The organism is Streptomyces sp. NPDC054956 (assembly GCF_053609185.1).
Window position 1 is genome coordinate 1 of record NZ_JBSGXB010000032.1, and the last position, 23,539, is coordinate 23,539.

General features: G+C 71.0%; 25 protein-coding genes. 12 read left to right on the plus strand and 13 right to left on the minus strand.

Translation table 11 applies throughout. The features are described 5' to 3' along the window. Positions 1 to 64 precede the first annotated feature (64 nt). The 7 genes from ACWGDE_RS08845 to clpS form a co-directional block, all read right to left on the minus strand. Positions 65 to 1,015 carry a PLP-dependent cysteine synthase family protein gene (locus tag ACWGDE_RS08845; protein ID WP_453388296.1) on the minus strand — a complete coding sequence of 317 codons (951 nt, stop codon included), beginning with the start codon at positions 1,013 to 1,015 and terminating at the stop codon, positions 65 to 67. Then, positions 1,015 to 1,302: a MoaD/ThiS family protein gene (locus tag ACWGDE_RS08850; protein WP_382976240.1), complete on the minus strand. Its 288-nt coding sequence runs from the start codon at positions 1,300 to 1,302 to the stop codon at positions 1,015 to 1,017. The genes ACWGDE_RS08845 and ACWGDE_RS08850 overlap by 1 nt, the downstream gene beginning before the upstream one ends. Before the next feature lie 87 nt (positions 1,303 to 1,389). Continuing rightward, a complete protein-coding gene (locus ACWGDE_RS08855; protein WP_311736929.1) occupies positions 1,390 to 1,497 on the minus strand; it encodes a putative leader peptide in 108 nt (35 codons plus the stop codon). Positions 1,498 to 1,596: 99 nt separating this feature from the next. After that, positions 1,597 to 2,019, minus strand: a complete 423-nt coding sequence (locus tag ACWGDE_RS08860) for a Mov34/MPN/PAD-1 family protein (RefSeq protein WP_371616077.1) — start codon at positions 2,017 to 2,019, stop codon at positions 1,597 to 1,599. A 157-nt stretch (positions 2,020 to 2,176) separates the two neighbouring features. Continuing rightward, on the minus strand, positions 2,177 to 3,604 hold the full coding sequence (locus ACWGDE_RS08865) for an amino acid permease (RefSeq protein WP_453388297.1): 1,428 nt from the start codon (positions 3,602 to 3,604) through the stop codon (positions 2,177 to 2,179). Positions 3,605 to 3,924: 320 nt separating this feature from the next. Next, the gene (locus tag ACWGDE_RS08870; RefSeq protein WP_453388298.1) at positions 3,925 to 4,527 is read right to left on the minus strand and encodes a DUF2017 domain-containing protein; all 603 of its coding nucleotides are present in this window, start codon (positions 4,525 to 4,527) and stop codon (positions 3,925 to 3,927) included. Next, a complete protein-coding gene (clpS, locus tag ACWGDE_RS08875) occupies positions 4,527 to 4,841 on the minus strand; it encodes an ATP-dependent Clp protease adapter ClpS (RefSeq protein WP_453388299.1) in 315 nt (104 codons plus the stop codon). The genes ACWGDE_RS08870 and clpS overlap by 1 nt, the downstream gene beginning before the upstream one ends. Before the next feature lie 81 nt (positions 4,842 to 4,922). Between clpS and ACWGDE_RS08880 the strand changes: the two genes are divergently transcribed. From ACWGDE_RS08880 to ACWGDE_RS08890, 3 genes are all read left to right on the plus strand, one after another. Next, positions 4,923 to 6,251: a nicotinate phosphoribosyltransferase gene (locus ACWGDE_RS08880; protein ID WP_453388300.1), complete on the plus strand. Its 1,329-nt coding sequence runs from the start codon at positions 4,923 to 4,925 to the stop codon at positions 6,249 to 6,251. Positions 6,252 to 6,400: 149 nt separating this feature from the next. Next, a complete protein-coding gene (locus tag ACWGDE_RS08885) occupies positions 6,401 to 7,000 on the plus strand; it encodes a nicotinamidase (protein ID WP_453388301.1) in 600 nt (199 codons plus the stop codon). Between the two features lie 155 nt (positions 7,001 to 7,155). After that, complete coding sequence (locus ACWGDE_RS08890; RefSeq protein WP_453388302.1) at positions 7,156 to 7,527, plus strand: hypothetical protein; 372 nt, start codon at positions 7,156 to 7,158, stop codon at positions 7,525 to 7,527. Between the two features lie 67 nt (positions 7,528 to 7,594). On the opposite strand, the gene ACWGDE_RS08895 is transcribed toward ACWGDE_RS08890, so the two are convergent. Both ACWGDE_RS08895 and ACWGDE_RS08900 read right to left on the minus strand, forming a co-directional pair. Continuing rightward, positions 7,595 to 7,996: a hypothetical protein gene (locus tag ACWGDE_RS08895; protein ID WP_453388303.1), complete on the minus strand. Its 402-nt coding sequence runs from the start codon at positions 7,994 to 7,996 to the stop codon at positions 7,595 to 7,597. A 111-nt stretch (positions 7,997 to 8,107) separates the two neighbouring features. Further along, positions 8,108 to 10,456 carry an immune inhibitor A domain-containing protein gene (locus ACWGDE_RS08900; RefSeq protein WP_453388328.1) on the minus strand — a complete coding sequence of 783 codons (2,349 nt, stop codon included), beginning with the start codon at positions 10,454 to 10,456 and terminating at the stop codon, positions 8,108 to 8,110. A gap of 439 nt (positions 10,457 to 10,895) precedes the next feature. Here ACWGDE_RS08900 and ACWGDE_RS08905 point away from each other — a divergent pair, with 439 nt between their 5' ends. Beyond that, positions 10,896 to 11,180 carry a hypothetical protein gene (locus tag ACWGDE_RS08905; protein WP_453388304.1) on the plus strand — a complete coding sequence of 95 codons (285 nt, stop codon included), beginning with the start codon at positions 10,896 to 10,898 and terminating at the stop codon, positions 11,178 to 11,180. Positions 11,181 to 11,308: 128 nt separating this feature from the next. On the opposite strand, the gene ACWGDE_RS08910 is transcribed toward ACWGDE_RS08905, so the two are convergent. Further along, the gene (locus ACWGDE_RS08910; RefSeq protein WP_453388305.1) at positions 11,309 to 12,043 is read right to left on the minus strand and encodes an RDD family protein; all 735 of its coding nucleotides are present in this window, start codon (positions 12,041 to 12,043) and stop codon (positions 11,309 to 11,311) included. Between the two features lie 113 nt (positions 12,044 to 12,156). Further along, positions 12,157 to 13,416 carry an RDD family protein gene (locus ACWGDE_RS08915; RefSeq protein WP_453388306.1) on the minus strand — a complete coding sequence of 420 codons (1,260 nt, stop codon included), beginning with the start codon at positions 13,414 to 13,416 and terminating at the stop codon, positions 12,157 to 12,159. 276 nt (positions 13,417 to 13,692) lie between these two features. Here ACWGDE_RS08915 and ACWGDE_RS08920 point away from each other — a divergent pair, with 276 nt between their 5' ends. Continuing rightward, on the plus strand, positions 13,693 to 14,172 hold the full coding sequence (locus ACWGDE_RS08920; RefSeq protein WP_453388307.1) for an SsgA family sporulation/cell division regulator: 480 nt from the start codon (positions 13,693 to 13,695) through the stop codon (positions 14,170 to 14,172). A gap of 35 nt (positions 14,173 to 14,207) precedes the next feature. Here the strand turns inward: ACWGDE_RS08920 and ACWGDE_RS08925 are convergent, their stop codons facing one another. Next, on the minus strand, positions 14,208 to 15,614 hold the full coding sequence (locus ACWGDE_RS08925) for an FAD-binding oxidoreductase (RefSeq protein WP_453388308.1): 1,407 nt from the start codon (positions 15,612 to 15,614) through the stop codon (positions 14,208 to 14,210). A gap of 96 nt (positions 15,615 to 15,710) precedes the next feature. Here ACWGDE_RS08925 and ACWGDE_RS08930 point away from each other — a divergent pair, with 96 nt between their 5' ends. Further along, positions 15,711 to 17,219 (plus strand): tetratricopeptide repeat protein, encoded by a 1,509-nt coding sequence (locus tag ACWGDE_RS08930; protein WP_453388309.1) that lies wholly within the window; start codon positions 15,711 to 15,713, stop codon positions 17,217 to 17,219. A gap of 49 nt (positions 17,220 to 17,268) precedes the next feature. Here ACWGDE_RS08930 and hppD read toward each other — a convergent pair whose 3' ends face one another. After that, complete coding sequence (gene hppD, locus ACWGDE_RS08935; RefSeq protein WP_453388310.1) at positions 17,269 to 18,420, minus strand: 4-hydroxyphenylpyruvate dioxygenase; 1,152 nt, start codon at positions 18,418 to 18,420, stop codon at positions 17,269 to 17,271. Positions 18,421 to 18,553: 133 nt separating this feature from the next. Between hppD and ACWGDE_RS08940 the strand changes: the two genes are divergently transcribed. From ACWGDE_RS08940 to ACWGDE_RS08965, 6 genes are all read left to right on the plus strand, one after another. Next, a complete protein-coding gene (locus ACWGDE_RS08940) occupies positions 18,554 to 19,024 on the plus strand; it encodes an Lrp/AsnC family transcriptional regulator (RefSeq protein WP_112448141.1) in 471 nt (156 codons plus the stop codon). Positions 19,025 to 19,079: 55 nt separating this feature from the next. Further along, positions 19,080 to 19,727 carry an ABC transporter permease gene (locus ACWGDE_RS08945; protein ID WP_453388311.1) on the plus strand — a complete coding sequence of 216 codons (648 nt, stop codon included), beginning with the start codon at positions 19,080 to 19,082 and terminating at the stop codon, positions 19,725 to 19,727. After that, a complete protein-coding gene (locus ACWGDE_RS08950; RefSeq protein ID WP_453388312.1) occupies positions 19,720 to 20,982 on the plus strand; it encodes a betaine/proline/choline family ABC transporter ATP-binding protein in 1,263 nt (420 codons plus the stop codon). The genes ACWGDE_RS08945 and ACWGDE_RS08950 overlap by 8 nt, the downstream gene beginning before the upstream one ends. Beyond that, positions 20,979 to 21,836, plus strand: coding sequence for an ABC transporter permease (locus ACWGDE_RS08955; protein ID WP_453388313.1), 858 nt, complete (start codon positions 20,979 to 20,981; stop codon positions 21,834 to 21,836). The genes ACWGDE_RS08950 and ACWGDE_RS08955 overlap by 4 nt, the downstream gene beginning before the upstream one ends. Further along, the gene (locus ACWGDE_RS08960; protein ID WP_453388314.1) at positions 21,837 to 22,829 is read left to right on the plus strand and encodes a glycine betaine ABC transporter substrate-binding protein; all 993 of its coding nucleotides are present in this window, start codon (positions 21,837 to 21,839) and stop codon (positions 22,827 to 22,829) included. 90 nt (positions 22,830 to 22,919) lie between these two features. Then, entirely contained in the window at positions 22,920 to 23,528 is a 609-nt protein-coding gene (locus ACWGDE_RS08965) for an ArsR/SmtB family transcription factor (RefSeq protein WP_453388315.1), read from the plus strand. Positions 23,529 to 23,539: the final 11 nt, after the last annotated feature.

Sequence of the window (23,539 nt, forward strand, 5' to 3'; positions counted from 1 at the left end):
GGATTCATCCGGCCCCGCCGGCGTTCGAGGCGATCTTTGAGCCGCGCCGGGAACCCCCGGAGGGCTACGCCCAGAGCTGGCCCTGGAGGACCTCGATGGCTTCTTCCGTCGTCGCCGCCGTGTAGACGCCCGTCGAGAGGTACTTCCAGCCACCGTCGGCCACGACGAAGACGATGTCGGCGGACTCGCCCGCCGCGACCGCCTTGCGGCCGACGCCGATCGCCGCGTGCAGTGCCGCGCCCGTGGAGACGCCCGCGAAGATGCCCTCCTGCTGGAGGAGCTCCCGGGTGCGGGTGACCGCGTCCGCCGAGCCGACCGAGAAGCGGGTCGTCAGGACCGACGCGTCGTACAGCTCGGGGACGAAGCCCTCGTCGAGGTTGCGCAGGCCGTAGACGAGGTCGTCGTAGCGCGGTTCCGCCGCCACGATCTTGACGCCGGGTACGTGCTCGCGCAGGTAGCGGCCCACGCCCATCAGCGTGCCGGTGGTGCCGAGGCCCGCCACGAAGTGGGTGATGGAGGGGAGGTCCGCGAGGATCTCGGGGCCGGTCGTCGCGTAGTGGGCGCCCGCGTTGTCCGGGTTGCCGTACTGGTAGAGCATCACCCAGGAGGGGTTCTGCTCCGCCAGTTCCTTCGCCACGCGCACCGCGGTGTTCGAGCCGCCCGCCGCGGGCGAAGGGATGATCTCGGCTCCCCACATGGCCAGCAGGTCGCGCCGCTCCTGAGAGGTGTTCTCCGGCATGACGCACACGATCTTGTAGCCCTTGAGCTTCGCGGCCATGGCGAGGGAGATGCCCGTGTTGCCCGAGGTGGGCTCCAGGATGGTGCAGCCCGGGTACAGGCGGCCGTCCTTCTCCGCCTGCTCGACCATGTGGAGCGCGGGGCGGTCCTTGATCGAGCCGGTCGGGTTGCGGTCCTCGAGCTTCGCCCAGATCCGTACGTCCTCGGAGGGCGAGAGCCGGGGCAGCCGGACGAGCGGCGTGTTGCCGACCGCGGCCAGGGGGGAGTCGTAGCGCATTACTTCGATCCGCCGGCTACGGCCGGGAGGATGGTGACGTTGTCGCCGTCCTTGAGGGCGGTGGAGATGCCGTCCAGGAAGCGGACGTCCTCGTCGTTGAGGTAGACGTTGACGAAGCGGCGCAGCTCGCCGCCCTTGGCCTCGTCGACGATGCGCTCCTGGATGCCCTTGTGGCGGGTCTCCAGGTCCGAGAACAGGTCGGCCAGGGTGGCGCCCTCACCGGTGACGGCCTTCTCGCCGTCGGTGTAGGTGCGGAGGATGGTGGGGATGCGGACCTCGATGGCCATGGCAGGCTCCAGTCAGGGTGGTGAGGGAAGGCGGGCGAAGCGACGGCGGCGTGAGCGTGCGGGCCCCGCGAGGGGGCCGGCGGGGGCTCAGGCCGCAGGACAGATGGCGCTGGCGAGGCGGCACAGGTCGACGTGCAGCCGCGCCACAAGCAGCAGCCTGCCGGGCGTCTCGATGCTCACGTCGTGGGAAACCATGCGGTCATGTTAACGATTCCCGGTCCCCGGTTTGGAGTGTGATTCCGCATCGTGGACGAATACCGCTCACATACTGGGCAGTAGGTTCCCGTCGAGGCCTCAGTAGGCCTCCACCACCTGCACTTCTTCCTCGGTGATCACGCCTTCGACGATCCGGTACGACCGGAACTGGAACTCCCCGAGGCCGTCCTTGTCGGCCGTGGAGACCAGGACGTAGTGCGCTCCGGGCTCGTTCGCGTACGTGACGTCCGTGCGCGAGGGGTAGGCCTCGGTCGCCGTGTGCGAGTGGTAGACGATCACCGGCTCCTCGTCCCGGTCGTCGAGCTCGCGGTAGAGCTTCAGCAGGTCCTTCGAGTCGAACTCGTAGAACGTGGGCGAGCGGGCCGCGTTCAGCATCGGGACGAACCGCTCCGGGCGGTCCGTGCCCGCCGGGCCGGCCACCACGCCGCAGGCCTCGTCGGGGTGGTCCTGACGGGCGTGCGCGACGATCTGGTCGTACAGGGCCTGGGTGAGGGTCAGCATGTGCGACAGGATAAGCAGACGGGCCCTCCCGTACCGAGGAGTGGTACGGGAGGGCCCGGATGCTGGACACGGGCGCCCGTTCACAGGGGTCCGCGCCGGTGGTTCACGTGGTTCCCGGCCGTGGCAGGCGGCCGGGACTCACGGTTCGGGGAGGCCGTTACGAGGCCTTGGTGAAGGCCGCGCCGCGCGGGTCGCGGGACTTCATCACGAGGTACGAGACGCCCAGCAGCAGACCCCACAGCGGGGCGCAGTAGAGCGAGACGCGGGCGTCCTTGTCGATGCCCATCATCACGATGACCATGCCGATGAACGCCAGGGCGAACCAGCTCGTGTACGGGGCGCCGGGGGCCCGGAACGGGGACTTCGGCAGGTCGCCGCGGTCGGAGGCGGCCCGGTAGCGGATCTGGCAGACGAGGATCATGATCCAGGCCCACATGCCGGAGATGGTGGCGAAGGAGACCACGTAGTCGAAGGCCTTGCCGGGGGCGACGTAGTTGATCCAGACGCCGACCAGCATGAGCGCGGCCGAGAACGTGGTGCCGACCAGCGGGGTGCCGCTCCTGGTGAGCTTGGTGAAGAACTTCGGGCCCTGGCCGTTGAGCGCGAGGTCGCGCAGCATGCGGCCGGTGGAGTACATGCCCGAGTTGCAGGAGGACAGGGCCGCGGTCAGGACGACGAAGTTGACGATCGCGGCGCCGACGCCGAGGCCCATCTTCTCGAAGGCGGCGACGAAGGGGCTGACGCCGGGCTGGAACTCGTGCCACGGGACGACCGACAGGATCATGATGAGCGCGCCGACGTAGAAGACGGCGATGCGCCACGGCACGGTGTTGATGGCCTTGGGCAGGGTCTTCTCGGGGTCCTTGGACTCGCCGGCGGTGACGCCGACCAGCTCGACGGCGAGGAAGGCGAACATCACGATCTGCAGGGTCATCAGCGTGCCGCCGATGCCCTTGGGGAAGAAGCCGCCGTCGTTCCACAGGTTGGTGACGGTCGCCGTGTCGGCGGCGTCGGAGAAACCGATGGTGAGGATGCCGGCGCAGATCAGGATCATGCCGACGATGGCGGTGACCTTGACCATGGAGAACCAGAACTCCAGCTCACCGAAGAGCTTCACGGAGATCAGGTTGGCGCCGTAGAGGATGACGGTGAAGATCAGCGCGTACGCCCACTGCGGGAAGCTGTCGTGGGTCCAGTACGCCATGTACTGCGCGGCGGCGGTGACTTCGGTGATGCCGGTGACCACCCAGAAGAGCCAGTACGTCCAGCCGGTCACGTAACCCCAGAAGGGGCCGAGGAACTCCCGGGCGTAGTCCGAGAACGAGCCGGACACCGGGCGGTACATGAGCAGTTCGCCCAGGGCGCGCATGATGAAGAAGATGACCAGGCCCGCGATGGCGTAGGCCAGGATCAGGCTCGGTCCGGCCTTGGAGATGGCCTTGCCGGCACCCAGGAAGAGGCCGGTGCCGATGGCTCCGCCGATCGCGATCATCTGGATCTGGCGGGCGCCGAGTGCGCGGTGGTACCCCTCGCCGCCGCTCTCGGCTGTGTCGTGCTGCTGCTCGTCGACCTGTACGGAGGTCATGTCTTGGTGCGCCTTTCTCCACGCCGACCCGCGCCTTCGCTGGCTGCGGATCGGGTCCTCGATCCCCCCGGATACGGATGGAGTTGCACGCCGGCGGTCAGCCGGTTCAAGCAGGCCGGGGGACATGGGTGGCGCCCCGTCGGCGGTCGTGAAGATTTATCACGTGCTTACGGCTGCCCGAGGGGAGGAAATGAGACGCATGGCGCAAAAAATTCAGGACATAGGTCATGAAAAACGATCAGATCACCACATCGTGGTGATCTGATCGTTATCCGGATTTGAGCGTCCGCTGAGCGAACCGATCTCCCGTTTGAGGATCCTCAGAGGGTCTCGATGAGGGTCTCCTGGAGACCGCCCAGCCAGAGGTAGGCCATCACCATCGGCTTGCGCGGATCGTCGTCCGGCAGCCGGAAGAGCACGGCGCTCTCGTCGTCCTCGGTGATGTCGAGGCGGGCCGCGATGGTGAGCCGCAGGTCGTTCAGGGCTCCGAGCCAGCGCAGCGGCAGCTCGCCGGTGAGCTCCAGTACGGCCGCCTCGTCGCCGGCCGGGGTGAGCCCGTCGAGGCTGCGTACGACGGCCAGCGCGTCCTCCCGCTTGCGGGTGCGCAGGTCGTTCTCGGTGAAGCGGCGGAATTCGGCCGATCGGGCGCGCAGCTGCGCCCCGTCGGCGTCGGGCCCGGTGTCCGGGCCGCCGTAGGCGTCGGGGAAGAGCCGGGCGAGGGCCGGGTCGGACGGGGGCTCGGTCGGGCCGTCGGAGGCCGCGAAGAGCACGGCGAGCGGATCGGCGTCCGGGTCGGGCTCGGGCTCTCCGGGGCCGATGAGCTCCAGGAGCTGCACGGCCAGCGAGCGCAGGATGGAGACCTCGATCTCGTCCAGCGCGATGGCGGCGCCGCCGCCCTCGACGGCTTCGAACACGCCGCCCATCAGTTGCGGTCCTGGGACATGGTCGCCCAGAGGCCGTAGCCGTGCATGGCCTGCACGTCGCGTTCCATCTCCTCGCGGCTGCCGCTGGAGACGACCGCCCGCCCCTTGTGGTGGACGTCGAGCATCAGCTTGTTCGCCTTGTCCTTGGAGTAGCCGAAGTACGCCTGGAACACGTACGTCACGTAGCTCATGAGGTTGACCGGGTCGTTGTGCACCAGGGTCACCCACGGGACGTCGGGTTCGGGGACCGCGAAGGTCTCTTCGGCCGATTCGGTGCGTTCGATCTCAATGGGAGCAACACTCACTTTCCCCATGCTGCCACTGCGGGGGGCCTGTCGCACAAACGGGCCCCTACATCTCGTCACTTTGACGAGATGTGCGCTAGCATCCCTGACATGAACCCTGCGGACCTGGGCCTGCCGGTGGACGTGCCGTCGACAGCGCTCTTCACGGACCATTACGAGCTCACGATGCTGCAGGCCGCTCTGGCCAGCGGCACCGCCGACCGACGCTCGGTCTTCGAGGTCTTCACCCGGCGGCTGCCCGAAGGACGGCGCTACGGCGTGGTCGCGGGAACCGGTCGGGTGCTCGACGCGGTGGAGAACTTCCGCTTCGACGGCGCCGTACTGGAGTTCCTGCGCGAGCGGAACGTCATCGACGCGCGCACCCTCGACTGGCTGGCCTCCTACCGCTTCTCGGGCGACATCTGGGGCTACCCGGAGGGCGAGGTCTACTTCCCCGGCTCCCCGGTCCTGCGCGTCGAGGGCAGCTTCGCCGAGTGCGTGCTGCTGGAGACCGTGATCCTGTCGATCCTCAACCACGACTCGGCGATCGCCGCGGCCGCCTCCCGGATGTCCTCGGCCGCGGGCGGCCGGCCGCTGATCGAGATGGGCGCGCGGCGCACCCACGAACTGGCGGCCGTCGCCTCGGCCCGCGCCGCGTACGTCGGCGGCTTCACCTCGACCTCGGACCTGGCGGCCGGATTCCGCTACGGCATTCCGACGGTCGGTACGAGCGCGCACGCGTTCACGCTGCTGCACGACGACGAGCGGGACGCCTTCACGGCGCAGGTCGCCTCCCTGGGGAACGGCACCACGCTGCTGGTGGACACCTACGACGTGGCGGAAGCGGTCCGCACGGCCGTGGAGGTCGCCGGGACGGGCCTGGGCGCGGTCCGGATCGACTCCGGGGACCTGCTGCTGGTCGCGCACCGGGTGCGGCAGCAGCTGGACGAGCTGGGGGCGACGGCGACGAAGATCGTGGTCACCTCGGACCTGGACGAGTACGCGATCGCCTCGCTGGCGGCCGCGCCGGTGGACGCGTACGGGGTCGGCACGCAGCTGGTGACGGGCAGCGGGCACCCGACGTGCTCGATGGTCTACAAGCTGGTGGCGCGGGCCGCCTCGGCGGACCCGAAGGCCCCGCTCGTGTCGGTGGCGAAGAAGTCCTCCGGCGGCAAGACGTCCGTCGGGGGCCGCAAGTGGGCGGCGCGGCGGGTCGACGCGGACGGGGTCGCGGAGGCGGAGGTCGTCGGGACCGGGCCGGTGCCGGCCGCCCTCGCGGACCGGCAGCTCCTGGTGGAACTGGTCAAGGGCGGCGAGGTCGTGGCCCGCGAGTCCCTGGAGGCCGCGCGCGCCCGCCACCGCGAAGCCCTGGCGGGCCTCCCGCTCTCCGCGACACAGCTCTCGCGCGGCGAGGCCGTGATCCCGACCGAGTACGCGTAGCGCCCGCGGGGCGCAGCCCTGCGGGGCTGTCCCCCATCCGCCCTTGCACCGTTCCCCGGGCTCCGCCCCAGTTTCGGGAAGGGGCGGGGTGGGGGAAGAGCCCCCGCAGGGTCCCCGCCCACCACACACCAAGCCGAAGGGCACCGGACATGCACCGCGCACTGATCGTCGTCGACGTCCAGAACGACTTCTGCGAAGGCGGCAGCCTCGCGGTCACCGGCGGGGCCGACGTGGCCGCCGCCATCACCGAGCTCATCGGGCAGGCCACCGCCGGCTACCGGCACGTCGTCGCCACCCGCGACCACCACGTGGACCCCGGGTCCCACTTCGCGCACCCCCCGGCCCAGCCGGACTACGAGACCTCCTGGCCGGTCCACTGCGTCGCCGGCACGGAGGGGGTGGGCTTCCACCCCAACTTCGCTCCCGCCGTCGCCTCGGGGGCCGTCGCCGCCGTGTTCGACAAGGGGGCGTACGAGGCCGCGTACAGCGGTTTCGAGGGGACGGACGAGAACGGCCACGGGCTCGCGGAGTGGCTGCGCGACCGGCACGTCACCGAGGTCGACGTGGTCGGCATCGCCACCGACCACTGCGTCAAGGCCACCGCCCTGGACGCGGCCCGCGCGGGCTTCCGTACGCACGTCCTGCTGGACCTGACGGCCGGCGTGGCCCCGCACACCACCACCCGGGCACTGACCGAGCTCCGCGAGGCCGGGGTGGAACTGTCCGGGACCCCGGTCGTGGCCGGCTGACGAGAAGGCCACTGACGCCCGACGGCCGAGCCCCGGACCGGAGCACATCGGACAAGCTGGGGCGGATTTCCGTCAAAGCCGCGAAACCCTCCTGCGGAAGATCGCGACTCCTGGAAGCGTGTCGCGGATCAACACCTGCGACAAGGAGGCGACCCGTGATGCTCAGGTTCACCGGCCCGGCGGACGACGGCACCCCCGCCGGCCACCCCTCGCTCCGGGGCCGCGGCACGATCAGCCTGGCGGCGGCCGACGGGGGCTGGAAGCCGACGTTCGTGTGGTCGGGCCAGGCCCTCCCCGTCCCCGGGCAGGGCGGGGAGCTGCCCCTCACGGCGGGGGCGGAGGTCCGCACGCCGGAGGGGACCCCACTGCTGGAGTTCCGCATGCGCGGGACCCGGCAGCCCGCCTACAGCTTCGGGCACACCCTCGGCGGCCGGCTCCCGGCGGGCGCCTACACGGTCGAGTGGTGGACCGCCCGCGACGACGACGGCTCCCGGGTGGGCGGAAGCTTCGGCTTCGAGCTCGCCTGACGGCGCCCGGCACGGGGCCGCCACCGGCACGACCCCGCCCCGCGGGCCCGGCAGCGCCCTGCGCGGCCTAGCCACGCCCCAGCAGCGCCCGGATCGGGTGCCACAGCTCCTCGGCCCGGTCCGGCGCGCAGCGCCACAGCAGGCCGTCGGGATGGTGCAGGACGGCGGTGATCTCGTCCGGGGTCGGGGGGTGGGTGTTGCCGCGCAGGTAGACGGCGCGCATCCCTAGGTTCCGCAGCCTGGTCAGGGCGCGGGCCCGGTTCACGGCGTGCACCAGCACGCGGACGTTCCCACCCTCGGGAAGGCCCTCCGGGACGCCTGGCCGGACGCCTGCCCGGACACCTGCCGGAACGCCTTCCCCGGCGCCTCTTCCGGCGCCTCCTGCGGCGCCCGCCGCGGGCGGTCTGGGCAGCGTGAGCGCGACGACCACGCTGCCGCCAGGCAATCGGACGAAACCTCCACCGGGCATGTCTTCATCTCCCCCGTCAATAAGAAACTCAGCCCACGCATCTAAACGCGAACGGCCGCCGCCCGCTAGAGGGCGACGGCCGATCATGCTCTGACCTGCGGCTTTACCGAATTACTTAACGGCGGGGCCGACCTCGAGCGTCATCTGGAGACCGTTGGAGGCCTCCTTCACGATCTTGATCTTGGTGTTGGTGTCAGTGACCTTCACCGAGCCGGTCGGGTTCTCGTCGAAGAAGTACTTGCCCGCGTGGTCGTCGAAGACCCGGTTGGCGGGCTTCGGCTTCAGGTACAGCGACTCACCGTTCTTGTGGAGGGTGAATCCGTCCGTGGCGTGCGTGCTGAAGGTGGCGTCGTACGGCTGGATCTTGTTGCGAAGCAGCGTGCCGTCCTTCCACTTCATCGGCGTCGCGTTGGCGTCGATCGGAAGGATCAGACCGGCGCCGGGGTGCTGGCTGGTGTTGTTGTCCTTCTGGGAGGTGTCCCACTGCCAGATCAGGAGACCGTCCTGGTAGGGGTAGTGCTCGACCCAGCCCGGCTTGGTGTTGGCCCAGCCGAAGTTGTACGGGCCCACCTTGAGGGTGGAGTCGTACGAGACGTAGCGACGGTTCTCCGCCAGGTAGTACTGCGCGTACTCCTTGGTGAAGCCGTTGCCGACGCGGGAGAAGCCCTTGCCGGTCCAGCCGTTGTCGCCGTTCTCGGCGCCGTCGGTGAACACCGCGGAGCCGTCCGCCGTGATGGTGAGGGCATCGGCCGTGAAGCCCTTGCCGCCCGCGCCGCCGTCCGTCTGGTAGCGGAAGCGGAGGTCGACCTTCTTGCCCGCGTAGGCGTCCAGCGAGTAGTTCAGGTTCTTCCAGGCACCCGAGACGCCGGTGAGCGACGGGCTGCCGGAGGCGTCGACCGGGATGGCCGTGCCGTCGGCGGTGCCGGCCAGCGCGGTCCAGTTGGCCCCGCCGTCCGTGGAGACCTCGGTGTACAGGAAGTCGTACTCCGCCTCGATGTCCCACCAGCCCTTGAGGGACAGGGCCGCGGAGGACTTGCCGGTCAGGTCGACCGAGCGGGTCAGGGTGTTCTTGAGGTCGTCACCCATGTTGCTCCACCACTGCGAGGAACCCTCGGCGGGAGCGACGATCTCGGTCTTGACCTGCTTCTTCGGCAGCTCGACGAGGAGCGCCTGCTTGTCCTTGGTGTTGAACTCCGACACGCCCAGCTTGTGGGTGGACTTCGTCGCGGCCTTGGCCTTGTCGTAGTTCAGCCAGCCCAGCTGGAACTTGTCCCAGGCGGTCATGTCGCCCGGGAGGTCGCCTATGGAGTCCTTGCCGTTGCCGAGCCAGGAGCCCGCCGACATCAGGGACCAGAAGCCGACCGAGTTCTCGCCGCCACCGGAGGTGTCGTAGAGGTCCGGCAGGCCCAGGTCGTGGCCGTACTCGTGCGCGAAGACGCCGAGGCCGCCGTTCTCGGGCTGCATCGTGTAGTCGCCGACCCAGATGCCCGTGTCGCCGATCTGGGTGCCACCGGCCTTGTTGTTCTCGGGGCCGGTCTTGCCCGCCTGCGTGCCGTAGGCGTACCAGCGGTGCGCCCACAGGGCGTTGGTGCCCTGAACGCCGCCGCCGGCCGACTCGTCCTCGCCCGCGTGGACGATCTGGAAGTGGTCGATGTAGCCGTCGGGCTCGTTGAAGTTGCCGTCGCCGTCGAAGTCGTAGCGGTCCCACTGGTCGTACTGGGCCAGCTGCGCCTTGATCTGCGCGTCGGTCTTGCCGGCCTTCTTCTGGCCCTCGGCCCAGGCGGTCACGCCGTCCTTGACCGTGTCCCAGACGTTGGCGCAGTTGGTCTGGCCGCAGTAGTTCGAGCCGTAACGGGCCTCGTTGTACGGGACCTTGACCCAGTCGGCCACCTCGCCGTCGACCGAGTAGCGGCCCGAGGAGGTCTTCTCGTAGTAGGTCTTCAGCGAGTTCTTGCCCTGGCCGGTACCGAAGTACAGGTCCTGGAAGTACGCGCGGTTGAAGTCCTTGCGCCAGGCCGTGCTGTTGTTCACCGCACGGTCGGGCTGGGCGATCTGGTTGTGCAGCGGGCCCGGGTTGCCGCCGTACTTGGGCACGGGCGGCTTGGGGCCCGCGCCGTCCGGGTCGAACATGGTGGTGCTGTCCACCTGGTCACCGAAGTCGACGAGGATCGTGAAGATCTTGTCGGTCTTCTCGCGGCCGAGCTCGACGTACTTCTTGTCGGCGAGCTTGACGACCTTGGAGGCCCCGCGCTGCTCGACGTCCTTCTTGCCGGTCAGCACCTGCTCCAGGGCGGCCTTGCGGGCCTGCTCCTGCTGCACGCTGAACGGGCCCTGGAGGTCGTGCTTGACCTTCTCCTTGGAGGGAGCGGTCGGGTCCTGGCGGTCGGCAGCCGGAACGCTCTGGCCCGGGTCGGCCTGGGCGATGGTGAAGGCGGCACCGGTGGCGGCGGTCGCGGCCATGGTCACGCCGACTGCGGCGGCGCGCAGCGCTCGCCTTCTGACGGAGTTGCTGGTCACTTGACGTTGTTCCCCTCCCGCGGCCGCGAAGTGGTGCGGAACATCTCCATAGGAGCGGGGGGTTCCGTGCGGCGCGCGTCTCAAGTGACGACATTTGACCGGAGAGTCGCAAGAAAAGACAGACCTTGACTTGTTCCTTACAACTGCACTATGCGGTCAGTCAGTTCCGCTATTCGGACGTTCCCCGGCCATAGCGGACGAACGGTGCGTCCGCGTGCGTCCTGGTGGCTGCCGTGCGCCCCCCTGTGCCCCACCGACCCGCTTCAGATGGGTTAGGTCGCGCTTACCGACAGTTCCCCTCGGGCATCCACCGTCGTAGAGTCACTCGACACCAGACCTGGTCGAGCCGACTCCCCCTCCCGCTTCGAGGACGGATATCGTCATGCCGCGTCCGACTGCCGCACAGCTCGCCTACGGGTCCGCCACCGTCATCGTGTCGACGATCGCCATGCTGCTGCTCTCGCAGACGAGTACGGGACTGGGTGTCGCGGTCATCTCCGCCGCCGCGCTCGTCCTCGGGCTCCTCGTCGCACTCACCGTCCCGAACCCGCGCCGGCGCGGGCGGCACGCCGCGACCCGTACGAGGACGGCCTCGCCGGTGCCCGACACGGTGCCGCAGGACGTGGCGGCGGCCGCCGCCGTGGTCGAACACCCCGTACACCACTGACCCTTCGACCTCCGCTGCCCCTCGGCCGCGTTCCGGCCGGGCACAGCGCCGCGCGGGCGGCCTCCCCGGTGGGGAGACCGCCCGCGCGCTGAGCTGCGTACGCCTGGGTGTTGTTTGCCGGAACCCGTCTAGGTCGTCGCCTGGACCACCACGGTCTTGGCCACCTTGTCGTGCAGGCCCTGCTTGTAGGGCTTGTCGACGAGCATCGAGACGACGAGTGCGATCGGCCACAGGCAGAAGCAGCAGATCAGCGTCGGCAGCCAGAGCACGGCCGAACGGCTCAGGGCCGCGCCGGACTGCGGGACGCTGCCGTCGTTGAGCATCGCGACGCGCAGGCCCAGCCACTTCTTGCCGAGGGTCTGGCCGTTCTTCTTGGTGAACCACCAGTCGTAGCCGACGTACGCGGCGATCGAGATCAGGGTCATGACCAGGCCGCTGCCGCTGTAGGACTTGGTGATGACCTCGGTCACGTCCTCGCCGTCGTTCGTCTTGACGGTGTAGCGGTTGCGGTCGCCGACGGCCAGCTGGATGAGGAACAGCGGCACGGCGATGATCAGGAGGTCGATGATCCTGGCGGCGAGCCGCTTGCCGAAGTCACCGAGCGGGGGCATCCCGGCGAGCGGATCGGGCATGCCGTAGCCGCCACCACCCCCGTACGGGTCTCCGCCGCCGCCTCCGTAGGGGGGCGGCGGGGGCGGATAGCCTCCGCCACCGGGCGGGGGCGGCGGCGGGAACCCTCCGCCCCCACCGGGGGGCGGCGAGCCGTACGGCGAACCACCCGACGGAGGCGTCGGCTCCTGGGGCTTCTTGAGGAACGGGTCGTCCTCGGGCGGCTGGCCCGGCGGCGGCTGGTCGGTGCTCATGGCCCGAGTCGAACCCGGTCCGGTGCGGCCCGCAACGGGGGCGCGTCCATTCGGGGGACGCGCGGGCGCGGGCGGGCCGGTCGGAGGCTCGCGGGCGACAGGGCCGAGCGGGCCTAGCGGGCCACGTACGTGCGTGCGGCGCGGTCGTGGAGGGTCCGGCGGCGCGGGCGGTCCGCGAGGGCCCACAGGGCGCCCGGGAGGCCCAGGAGGGCGTACACGAGCCAGCGGCGCAGTGCCGCGCCGAAGGTCGGCGGCCGCAGGGTGGCGGTGGCCAGGACGCGCACGCCAAGGAGCTTCTTGCCGGGGGTGCGGCCCCAACGGGCGGTGGGCAGGGCCTCGTAGAGGACGCCGAAGACGAGGACGGCGCCGAGGACGAGGGCGACGCGGCCGGCGACGGTGCCGTCGACCAGCCACACGGTGGTGGTCCGCCCGCTGACCCGGGCCGCGTCCACCTTGGCCTGGAGGTGGGCGGTGACCTCGGGCACCAGGGGCAGCGCGACCGCCGCCGCGAAGGCACCGAGCACGAGCGAGTCCAGGAACCGGGCGACGGCACGGCGCGCGAGCCCGGCGGGGCGCACGGCCCGCTCGGCCATCCGCTCGAACACGGCCCGCGCGGCGGCGGGCCGGGACGCGGCGGGCACGGGAGGCAGCGGCGGTACGGGGCGTTCGGCGTACTCCGGGCGCACGGCGCGGTCGGCGTGCTCGGGGCGTACGGCGGCCAGGTGGGGTACGGGCGCCGCTGACGGCACGGCGGCGGCCGGGGCCGGGATCGGGGCCGGGGCCTGGGCCACTCGCTCCGCCGGGGCCGCGCGTTCGGTGGTCCTCGCCGCCGGCCGGGGCCGGGCCGCGGGTCCGTCCGGCGAGCCCGGGGCCGCGGGCCACACCGGAGCCGGAGCCGGGGCCGGGGCCGGGGCCGGGGCGGGCGCCTGGGCCGCGGCCGCGCCGACCGGGGAGCGGGCCGACAGGATGCCGACGCCCTCCGGGGCCGCGGAGCCGGACACCCGCGCGGTGACCGGCGTACGGGCCAGCGAGATCCCGGCCGGACGGGCGGCGGCCTGCTCGCTCCCCCAGGACACCCGGTCGTCGCGCGGCCCGCCGAAGCCGGACTGGTGGAGCGGATCGGCCTGCCACACCGCGGCCTCGGGAGCGGGCTCCGGCTCGGGCCGCGGCTCCGGCTCGGGCGAGCGCAGCGCCCGGACCACGCCGGTCTCGTCGAGGAACACCGGCCCCGTCTCATCGGCGGGGGCCGCGGGGCGGCTCGTACCGGGAACCCAGTTCAGGCCGTTCCAGAACCTGACGTACCCGGGGATGGACGGATCGGGGTAGTAGCCCTCGCGGGCCGCGTGCTCGCCGTCACCAGGGGAGGCCGTCAATGTCCCCAACTCCGATCGTGGCTTGAGGCTTGTGCAGGTGTGGACCATAGCCAAGAACCGCCCCCCGGCAGGTCCGGTAACGGGAGAATCCAAGCCTTCGAGCGAACGCGGCCCCATGCGCACGATTTCGGTCACCCGACAGAATCCGGCCAATCCGCGGATTGGTCCGCGAAGTCGCGTCATACCCGGGCACTTCGGCGCTCTCTCCAGGCGTGGGGCCGGTTCGCGGCCCCGCGCACCGCCCGAGTACGCACCACGCACCGAAGTGAGGCCGTCATGCACCACCCCGTCATCGAACGCGAACTGGAACTGAAGCTGGTGCTCTCCCCCGAGCGCAGCATCGCCGTCCCCGCCCGGCTGCTCTACCTCACCGACGACCCGTACGCCGTCCACATCACCTTCCACACCGGCTCCAGCACCCCGGTCAACTGGACCTTCGCCCGCGAGCTGCTGGTCGAGGGGGTGTTCCGTCCGTGCGGCCACGGCGACGTGCGGATCTGGCCCACGAAGGTCGACCAGAAGGCCGTCCTGTGCATGGCGCTGAGCTCCCCCGACGGGGACGCCCTGCTGGAGGCCCCCGCCGCGTCCGTGTCGGCGTGGCTGGAGCGGACCCTGCGGATCGTGCCGCCCGGCACCGAGGCCGAGCGGCTCGGCCTGGACGCGGCGCTGGCCGAGCTGCTGGCCCCGACCCCGGCCGACGACCTGTGGATGCGCGACCCGTGGCCGTCGGACGAGTCGGCCGACGGGGAGATGTGAGGGCCCGCGCGGGGGGTCGCGCGGCGCACGCCGCCTCAGAAGAGCTTGCCCGGGTTGAGCAGCCCCTCCGGGTCGAAGGCGTGCTTGACGGCGCGCTGCATCTCCAGGCCCACCGGGCCGAGTTCGCGGGCGAGCCAGTCCTTCTTCAGGACGCCGACCCCGTGCTCCCCCGTGATGGTCCCGCCCAGTTCGAGGCCGAGCGCCATGATCTCCTCGAAGGAGGCGCGGGCCCGCCGGGTCTCGTCCTCGTCGGCCGGGTCGAAGCAGACGATGGGGTGGGTGTTGCCGTCGCCGGCGTGCGCGCAGACCCCGATGAGCAGGTCGTGCGCGCGGGCGATGGCGGCGGTGCCGTCGAGCATCTCGGCGAGCCGCGAGCGCGGTACGCACACGTCGTCGATCATCGTCGCGGGCCGCAGGGCCTCCAGTGCGGGCAGGGCCATCCGCCGCGCCTGGAGCAGCAGCAGGGACTCCGCCTCGTCCTCGGCCGGTACGACGGCGCTCGCCCCGGCGGCGGTGCACAGCTCGCCCACGGCGGCCAGGTCGTCGGGCGCGTGCGGGGTGTCGAAGGCGACGAGCAGCAGGGCCTCGGTGGTCTCGGGCAGGCCCATCTTGCCGAGGGCGTTGACGGCGTGGACGGTCGTACGGTCCATCAGTTCCAGGAGCGAGGGCGTCAGGCCCGCCTCCATGACGGCGCAGACGGCTTCGCAGGCGGCCGCGGCCGAGGGGAACTCGGCGGCGAGGGCGAGCTGGCGGGGCGGGGCCGGGCGCAGGGCCAGGACGGCCCGCACGACCACGCCGAGGCTGCCCTCGGAGCCGACGAAGAGGCGGGTGAGGTCGTACCCGGCGACGCCCTTGGCGGTGCTCCGGCCGGTGCGCAGGAGCCTGCCGTCGGCGAGGACGACGTCGAGGCCGAGCACGTACTCGGCGGTCACCCCGTACTTGACGCAGCACAGGCCGCCGGCGGCGGTGCCGATGTTCCCGCCGATGGTGCACGACTCCCAGCTGGAGGGGTCCGGCGGGTAGCACAGGCCCTGCTCGGCGACGGCGCGGGACAGGACGGCGTTGACGACGCCGGGTTCGACGACGGCGATCCGGTCGACGGTGTCGATCTTCAGGATCCGGTCCATCTTCACGAGGGACAGCACGACGCAGCCGTCGGAGGCGTTGGCCGCGCCGGACAGGCCCGTCCGGGCGCCCTGCGGGACCACGGGGACGCGTAGCGCGTGGGCGGTGCGCAGGACGTGCTGGACCTGTTCGACGGTGCGGGGCAGGACCACGGCGGCGGGCGTGCCGGCGGCGCAGAAGCTGGCCATGTCGGTGGCGTAGGAGGCGGCCACCTGGGGGTCGGTGATCAGCGCCTCGGGCGGGAGGCCTTCGCGGAGCCGTGCGTGGAGCAGCCCGTGGGACGTTGCGCGGACCGTGGTGGAAACGTCGTCATCCATGGGGCCAGAGTGGCATTCGGGGCCATCGGTGTGAACACGCCCGCGACGCTCTTCGGACACCTCCGCGAGCTCTTCATATTGACGCACAGTGACCCCATGGACCCTATGCGTGAGGCCCCCCTCCCTCAGGCCCCCCTCTCCCAGGAGAGGCAGCGGCAGGCTGCCCCGCCCGTGACCTTCACCGGCCGCAAGACGCTCGTGGCGGCGGCGGTCGCGGTGGTGCTGATCGCCGGGGCCCTGCTGATCCGGCCGGCCCGCGCGGGGGACGACGCGCGTCCGCCGGGGCCCAGCGAGCGGGCCCGCGCGGCGGTCGGGATGGGCGCGCCGGCGGCGGCGGTGGACCTGTCGGCGCTGGTCGCGGACCGGGAGCGCTGGGTCGCGGAGCACGCGGACGACGAGGCCTCGTGGGCCGTGCTCGGGTCGGCGTACCTGGAGCAGGCGCGGCGCACGGCCGATCCCGGCTGGTACCCGAAGGCGGAGAAGGCGCTGAAGCGCTCGCTGGAACTCCGCCCGGCCGAGAAGGGCAACTTCGACGCGATGACGGGCATGGGCGCGCTGGCCAACGCCCGCCGGGACTTCGGGACGGGCAAGCGCTGGGGCGAGCTCGTACGGGCGCAGGCGCCGAAGCGGTGGACGGCGTACCCGGTGCTGGTGGACGCCTACACCGGGCTCGGGGACTACAAGGCGGCCGAGAAGGCGATGGAGCGGCTGGTGGACCTGCGGCCGGGGCTGGCGGCGTTCACGCGGGCCTCGCAGGTCTACCGGGACCGGGGCTGGCGCGAGGACGCGGCCATGTCCATGGAGCACGCGGGAGGCGCGGCGAAGTCCCCGACCGAGAAGGCGTACGTGCTGTTCCGGCTCGGGGAGCTGGCGTGGGAGCGCGGGGACGAGACGGAGGCGCTGCGCCAGTACGAGGCCGCGCTGCGGACCGATCCGGCGCAGGGGCAGGCGCTGGGCGGACGGGCCCGGGTGCTGGCGGCGCTGGGGCGGGGCGGTGAGGCGGTACGGGACTACCGGCTGGCGCTGGGCCGGACTCCGGCGGCGGAGCTGGCGCTGGAGCTGGGCGAGCTGCTGGAGTCGCTGGGGCGCGGCGACGAGGCGAAGGCGGTGTACGCCGGCATCGCGGGGCAGGCGGCCCGCAGCGGTGTGAACGAGGAGCTGCTCCTCGGCCGGTACGAGGCGGACCACGGCGACCCGGCGGGAGCGGTGCGGCGGCTGACGGCGGAGTGGTCACGGCACAAGAGCGTGCAGGTGGCGGACGCGCTGGGCTGGGCCCTGCACAGGACCGGCGACGACCAGGCGGCGCTGGAGCACGCGAAGAGGGCCACGGAGCAGGGGCTCCGGCTCGCGGAGTTCGCGTACCACCGGGCGATGATCGAGCGGGGCCTGGGCGACGAGGCGGCCGCGCGGCGCCACCTGGAGGAGGCGCTGCGGACGAACCCGCGGTTCTCGCCGGTGCGGGGTCCGCTGGCGAAGGAGGCCCTCGCGGCCATCGGCAAGCCGGCTGCCGGCGGCCCGGAGAACATGCAGCCGACCACGCCGTGGGTGGCCCCGGAACTCCCGAAGGCGGCGAAGCCGACGAAGCCGAAGCCGTCGGGTCGCTGAGGAACAGAGGGCTGGTTTGCCGCTTGCCGGCAAACCAGCCCTCCGGGAACTACAGGTTGCCGCGCTTCTCCTGCTCCCGCTCGATCGCCTCGAACAGCGCCTTGAAGTTGCCCTTGCCGAAGCCCATGGAGCCGTGGCGCTCGATCATCTCGAAGAAGACGGTCGGGCGGTCCTGGACCGGCTTCGTGAAGATCTGCAGCAGGTAGCCGTCCTCGTCGCGGTCGACGAGGATCTTCAGCTCGCGCAGGATCTCGACCGGCACCCGGGTCTCGCCGGCCCACTCGCCGAGGGTGTCGTAGTAGGAGTCCGGGGTGTTCAGGAACTCCACGCCGGCCGCGCGCATCGAGCGGACCGTGGCCACGATGTCGTTCGTGGCGAGCGCGATGTGCTGGACGCCGGCGCCGCCGTAGAAGTCCAGGTACTCGTCGATCTGCGACTTCTTCTTCGCGATCGCCGGCTCGTTGATGGGGAACTTCACCTTCAGGGTGCCGTCCGCGACCACCTTCGACATCAGCGCCGAGTACTCGGTCGCGATGTCGTCGCCCACGAACTCCTTCATGTTCGTGAAGCCCATGACCTTGTTGTAGAAGGCCACCCACTCGTTCATCCGGCCGAGCTCGACGTTGCCCACGCAGTGGTCGATGGCCTGGAAGGTGCGCTTGGCCGGGGGCTCGACCATCGGGTCGACGGAGACGAAGCCGGGCAGGTAGGGCCCGGTGTAGTCGGTGCGCTCGACCAGCGTGTGGCGGGTCTGGCCGTAGGTGGCGATCGCCGCCAGCCGCACGGTGCCGTGCTCGTCGGTGAGCTCGTACGGCTCGTCCAGGCCGCGCGCGCCGTGCTCGACGGCGTACGCGTACGCCGCCTTGACGTCCGGGACCTCGATCGCGAGGTCGACCACGCCGTCGCCGTGGTCGGCGACGTGCTCGGCGAGGAAGCGGCCGCGGTCGGTGGACGCCTTGATGACCGAGGTGAGGACGAAGCGCGCGGCGCCGTTGGTCAGGACGTAGCTGGCCGTCTCGCGGGTGCCGTTCTCCGGTCCGGAGTAGGCGACGAGCTTCATGCCGAAGGCCGTCGAGTAGTAGTGCGCGGCCTGCTTGGCGTTGCCCACGGCGAAGACGACCGCGTCCATGCCCTTGACGGGGAAGGGATCGGCCTTGGCGGCGGTGCGCGGAACGGTGGCGAGCGGCTGGGTCTCAGTCATGACGGCAGAGTCCCGCCGTTCCACAAGCTGCGCAATAGTTTCCATTTCTGCTGTACAGACTGCCCAGTCAGAGCCCACCATGGCTGGAATATCTGTGCACTATGACCACCGACCGACCACCCCGGAGGTAGCTATGGGAATCGACGAGCTCGACGGGCGGCTCATCGTCCTGCTCGCCCGGGAGCCCCGGATCGGGGTCCTGGAGGTCTCGCGCCGGCTCGGCGTGGCCCGGGGCACCGCTCAGGCCCGTCTCGACCGGCTTCAGTCGAACGGAGTCATCCGCGGGTTCGGCCCGCAGGTGGATCCGGCCGCCCTGGGATACCCGGTGACCGCCTTCGCCACACTGGAGATCAAACAGGGGCAAGGGGCCGACGTACGGGCCCACTTGGACGGGGTGCCGGAGGTCCTGGAGCTGCACACGACGACCGGGCACGGGGACATGCTGTGCCGGCTCGTGGCGCGCTCCAACGCGGACCTCCAGCGGGTGATCGACCGGGTTGTCGCTTTTGATGGGATCGTGCGGGCTTCGACTGCGATTGTCATGGAAAATCCCGTACCCTTGCGGATCATCCCCCTGGTCGAACAGGCGGCCGAAGACGACTGACCCGACCGGGCCACCTCCCGGAACGGCCCGGAAACGACGGACGAGGTGACGTGGCGTGAGCTTCTGGGCCTACCTGTCCAACCGCCACCAGCAGCTCCTCACCGACGCCTTCCAGCACGCCAGCGCCGTCTTCCAGTGCATGGTCATCGCGACCCTGCTCGGCATCGCCATCGGGGTCCTCACCTACCGCAGCGGCTGGGCCGGGAACCTCGCGGTCACCTCCACCTCCACGGTGCTGACCATCCCCTCCCTCGCCATGATCGGCCTGCTGATCCCGATCGTCGGCCTCGGCGTGGCACCGACCGTGATCGCCCTGACGCTGTACGGGCTGCTGCCCATCGTCCGCAACTGCATCGTGGGGCTGCGCGGGGTCGATCCGGCCCTGGTCGACGCCGCCAAGGGCATCGGGATGTCCCGCGCCGCCCAGCTCCTGAAGGTGGAGCTGCCGCTGGCCTGGCCGCCGATCCTGACGGGCATCAGGGTCTCCACGCAGATGCTGATGGGCATCGCGGCCATCGCGGCCTACGCCTCCGGGCCCGGCCTCGGCAACGAGATCTTCCGCGGGATCGCCTCGCTCGGCAGCGCCAACGCCATCAACCAGGTCCTGGCCGGGACACTCGGCGTCGTCGTCCTCGCCCTCCTCTTCGACGCCGCCTACGTCCTGCTCGGCCGTCTCACCATCCCGAGGGGAATCCGTGTCTGAGCCGACCGAGAAGGCCCCCGCGAAAACCGCCTCCGGCGCCGCCATCCGACTGGAGAACCTCACCAAGCGCTACCCGGGCAATCCGAACCCCTCCGTCGACGACGTTTCGATGGAGATCAAGGCGGGCGAGACGGTCGTCTTCGTCGGCCCCTCCGGCTGCGGGAAGTCCACCACCCTCAAGATGATCAACCGGCTGATCGAGCCCTCCTCCGGCCGGATCCGCATCGGCGACGAGGACGTCACCGACATGGACCCGGTCAAACTGCGCCGCAAGATCGGGTACGCGATCCAGTCCTCCGGGCTCTTCCCGCACATGACGGTCGCCGAGAACATCGCCCTGGTCCCGAAGATGACCGGCTGGTCCAAGTCCCGCGTCAAGGACCGGGTGGAGGAGATGCTCGACCTGGTCGGCCTGGACCCCCGCGAGTTCCACGGCCGCTACCCCCGCCAGCTCTCCGGCGGCCAGCAGCAGCGCGTGGGCGTGGCCCGGGCGCTCGCCGCCGACCCGCCGGTCCTCCTGATGGACGAGCCCTTCGGCGCCGTCGACCCCATCACCCGCGACCACCTCCAGGACGAGCTGATCCGGCTCCAGCACGAGCTGCACAAGACGATCGTCTTCGTCACCCACGACTTCGACGAGGCCATCAAGCTCGGCGACCGGATCGCCGTCCTGCGCGAGCGCTCGCACATCGCCCAGTTCGACACCCCCGAGGCCATCCTCACCAACCCCGCCGACGACTTCGTCTCCGGATTCGTCGGCGCCGGGGCGGCCCTCAAACGGCTCAACCTGACCCGCGTGCGGGACGTGGAGATCGCCGACTTCCCGACCGTGTCCGTGGACGACCCGCTCCAGCAGATCTTCAACACCCTGCGCGCCGGCCAGGGCAACGAGCTCCTGATGCTGGACCGGCGCGGGCGCCCGTACAAATGGCTGCGCCGCGGCGACCTGATGCGCGCCAAGGGCTCGCTCGCCCGGGCCGGGCAGCTCGTGCACGACACGGTGACCCGGGACGCGACCCTGCACGACGCCCTGGAGGCGGTCCTCATCGACAGCGGCGGCCGGGTCGCCGTCACCGGGCGGCGCGGCGAGTACATCGGGGTCGTCGACATGGAGACCCTGATGAACTCCGTGCACGAGATGCTGGAGGCCGACCGGCTGACGGCCGCCGAGCACGCGCACGACCTGGAGGAGCTGCGCCACCACCGCGTCGAGCGGGACCTGGAGGGCATCGAGGACGGTGCGGGCGACTCATGAGCACCAGGAAACCGGCCCGGCCCGGACGCCCGCCGGGTGAACACGAGGTCAGGGGCGTGGTCTTCCGCGACGAGGAGCTGGTGGAGGCCGCCGAGCCGGCCGCCCCGGCGCCCGGGCCCGCCCGCCGGATCACCTGGGCCAAGCTCGTCACCCTGCCCGTGGTCCTGGCGCTCGTCCTGCTGGCCACGTACCTGTGGATCACCAACGCCTCCCTCGACACGATCGCCGAGAACTCCCTCGCCGGCGGCAACGTCCGGCTCCGACTGTGGGAGCACGTCGAACTGACCGCCGTCTCCACCTTCTGGGTGCTGGTGATCGCGATCCCGCTCGGCATCGCCCTCACCCGGCGCGGCCTGAGCCGGGCGGCCCCGCTGGTCACCGCCGTCGCCAACGTCGGCCAGGCCACCCCGGCCATCGGGCTGCTGGCCCTGCTGGTCATCTGGCTCGGCATCGGCCCCTCGACCGCGATCATCGGCATGGTCGCGTACGCCGTCCTGCCCGTGCTGTCCAACACCGTCGCGGGACTGCGCGCGATCGACCCCCAGCTGGTGGAGGCCGCGCGCGGGATCGGGATGTCGTCCGCGGGGACCCTGCTGAAGGTGGAACTGCCGCTGGCCGTCCCGCTGATCCTGGCGGGCGTGCGCACGGCCCTCGTCCTCAACGTGGGCACCGCCACCCTGGCCACCTTCGGCGGCGGCGGGGGCCTGGGCGACCTGATCACCTCCGGGATCCAGACCCAGCGGATGCCGGTGCTGGTGCTGGGCTCGGTGCTGACGGTGTCGCTGGCGCTGTTCGTGGACTGGCTGGCCTCGCTCGCCGAGACGGCCCTGACCCCGCGCGGGCTGGAGGCGTAGATGCACACCCTCCGGCGGCGGGCCCGCGCGGCGGTGCTCCTCGGGCTCGCGCTCTCGCTCCCCCTCGCGCTCTCGGGGTGCGGGCTCAAGAGCGGGTCCCCGATGGCCGACGACGTCCTGCCGGGCTCGGTCGGACAGGGGCAGCCCCTCAAGGGCGCCTCCCTCACCGTCACTTCGAAGAACTTCAGCGAGAACATCGTGCTCGGCCAGATGATCGGCCTGATCTTCAAGGCGGCCGGCGCGGAAGTCCTGGACCGCACCAACCTGCCCGGCTCGATCAGCGCGCGGGAGGCGATCCGGCAGGGCGGCGCGGACGCCATGTACGAGTACACGGGCACGGCCTGGATCACCTACCTGGGCAACGACGAGCCGATCGACGACCCGTACGCGCAGTGGAAGGCGGTGCGGGACGCGGACGTGCGCAACGGCGTCGCGTGGCTGGCCCCCTCCACGCTCAACAACACGTACACGCTGGCGATCAGCAAGAAGAACAACGCCAAGTACGGGCTGAAGACCATGTCGGACGTGGCGAAGCTGGCGGCCGAGAACCCGTCGGCGGTCACGGTGTGCGTGGAGAACGAGTTCGCCTCCCGCGAGGACGGGCTGCCGGGCATGGAGAAGGCGTACGGGATGAGGATCCCGGCGGGCAACGTCATGAAGATGGACGCCGGAATCATCTACACCCAGGTCTCGAAGTCCGACTCCTGCCTGCTGGGCGAGGCGTTCACCACCGACGGCCGGATCGAGGCCATGGACCTCGACACCCTCGCCGACGACCGGCACTTCTTCCCCAACTACAACGCGGCGCCCGAGCTCCACGCGAAGACGCTGGCCAAGTACCCGGTCATCGCGGAGCTGTTGGACCCGCTGTCGAAGCGGCTGACGACGCAGATCGCGCAGCGGCTCAACGCCGAGGTGGACGTGGAGGGGCGGGACCCGCACGACGTGGCGAAGGAGTGGCTGGTGGCGGAGGGGTTCATCAAGGAGGGCTGAGCGGCCGGACGGGGCCGGACGGGTGAGTTCCAAAGAAGTAGTTGCAAAGAAACCCTTGCATAGACTTCTTTGCAACTCTACTGTGGAGCCATGCCCGAGAAGAACGCCGAATCAGCCGGGGCCCAGAAGCCGGCCCAGCCCGAGGTCCGCACGCTGGACGCCCAGTCCCTGCGCGGCCTGGCCCATCCACTGCGCATCCGCCTGCTCGGCGTCCTGCGCCACGACGGTCCGGCCACGGCTTCCCAGCTCGCCGAGCGGCTCGGCGAGTCCAGCGGGGCCACCAGCTACCACCTGCGCCAGCTGGCCGCGCACGGATTCGTCGAGGACGCGCCCGAACGCGGCAAGGGCCGCGAGCGCTGGTGGCGGGCCGCCCACGACGGGACCGCGTTCGACGAGTCGCTGCTCTTCAACGGGGACCCGGCCACACGGGGCGCGGCCGAGGTCTTCCTGGCCGAGATCCTGAAGATCCACACGCAGGAGCTGGGCAACTGGCTGGGCCAGGCGCAGAGCTGGTCGCTGGACTGGCGCCGGAGCTCCGACCTCAGCGACTTCACCCTGCAGCTCACTCCCGGGCAGAGCCACGAGCTGATCCTCAAGATGCACGACCTGGTCAACAGCTACCGCGACCTGCCGCCGGAAGAGGACACGGAAACGGTCCGCATCCACACGCACGCCTTCCCCCGCCGCGTCGGCGAATAACCGAACCACAC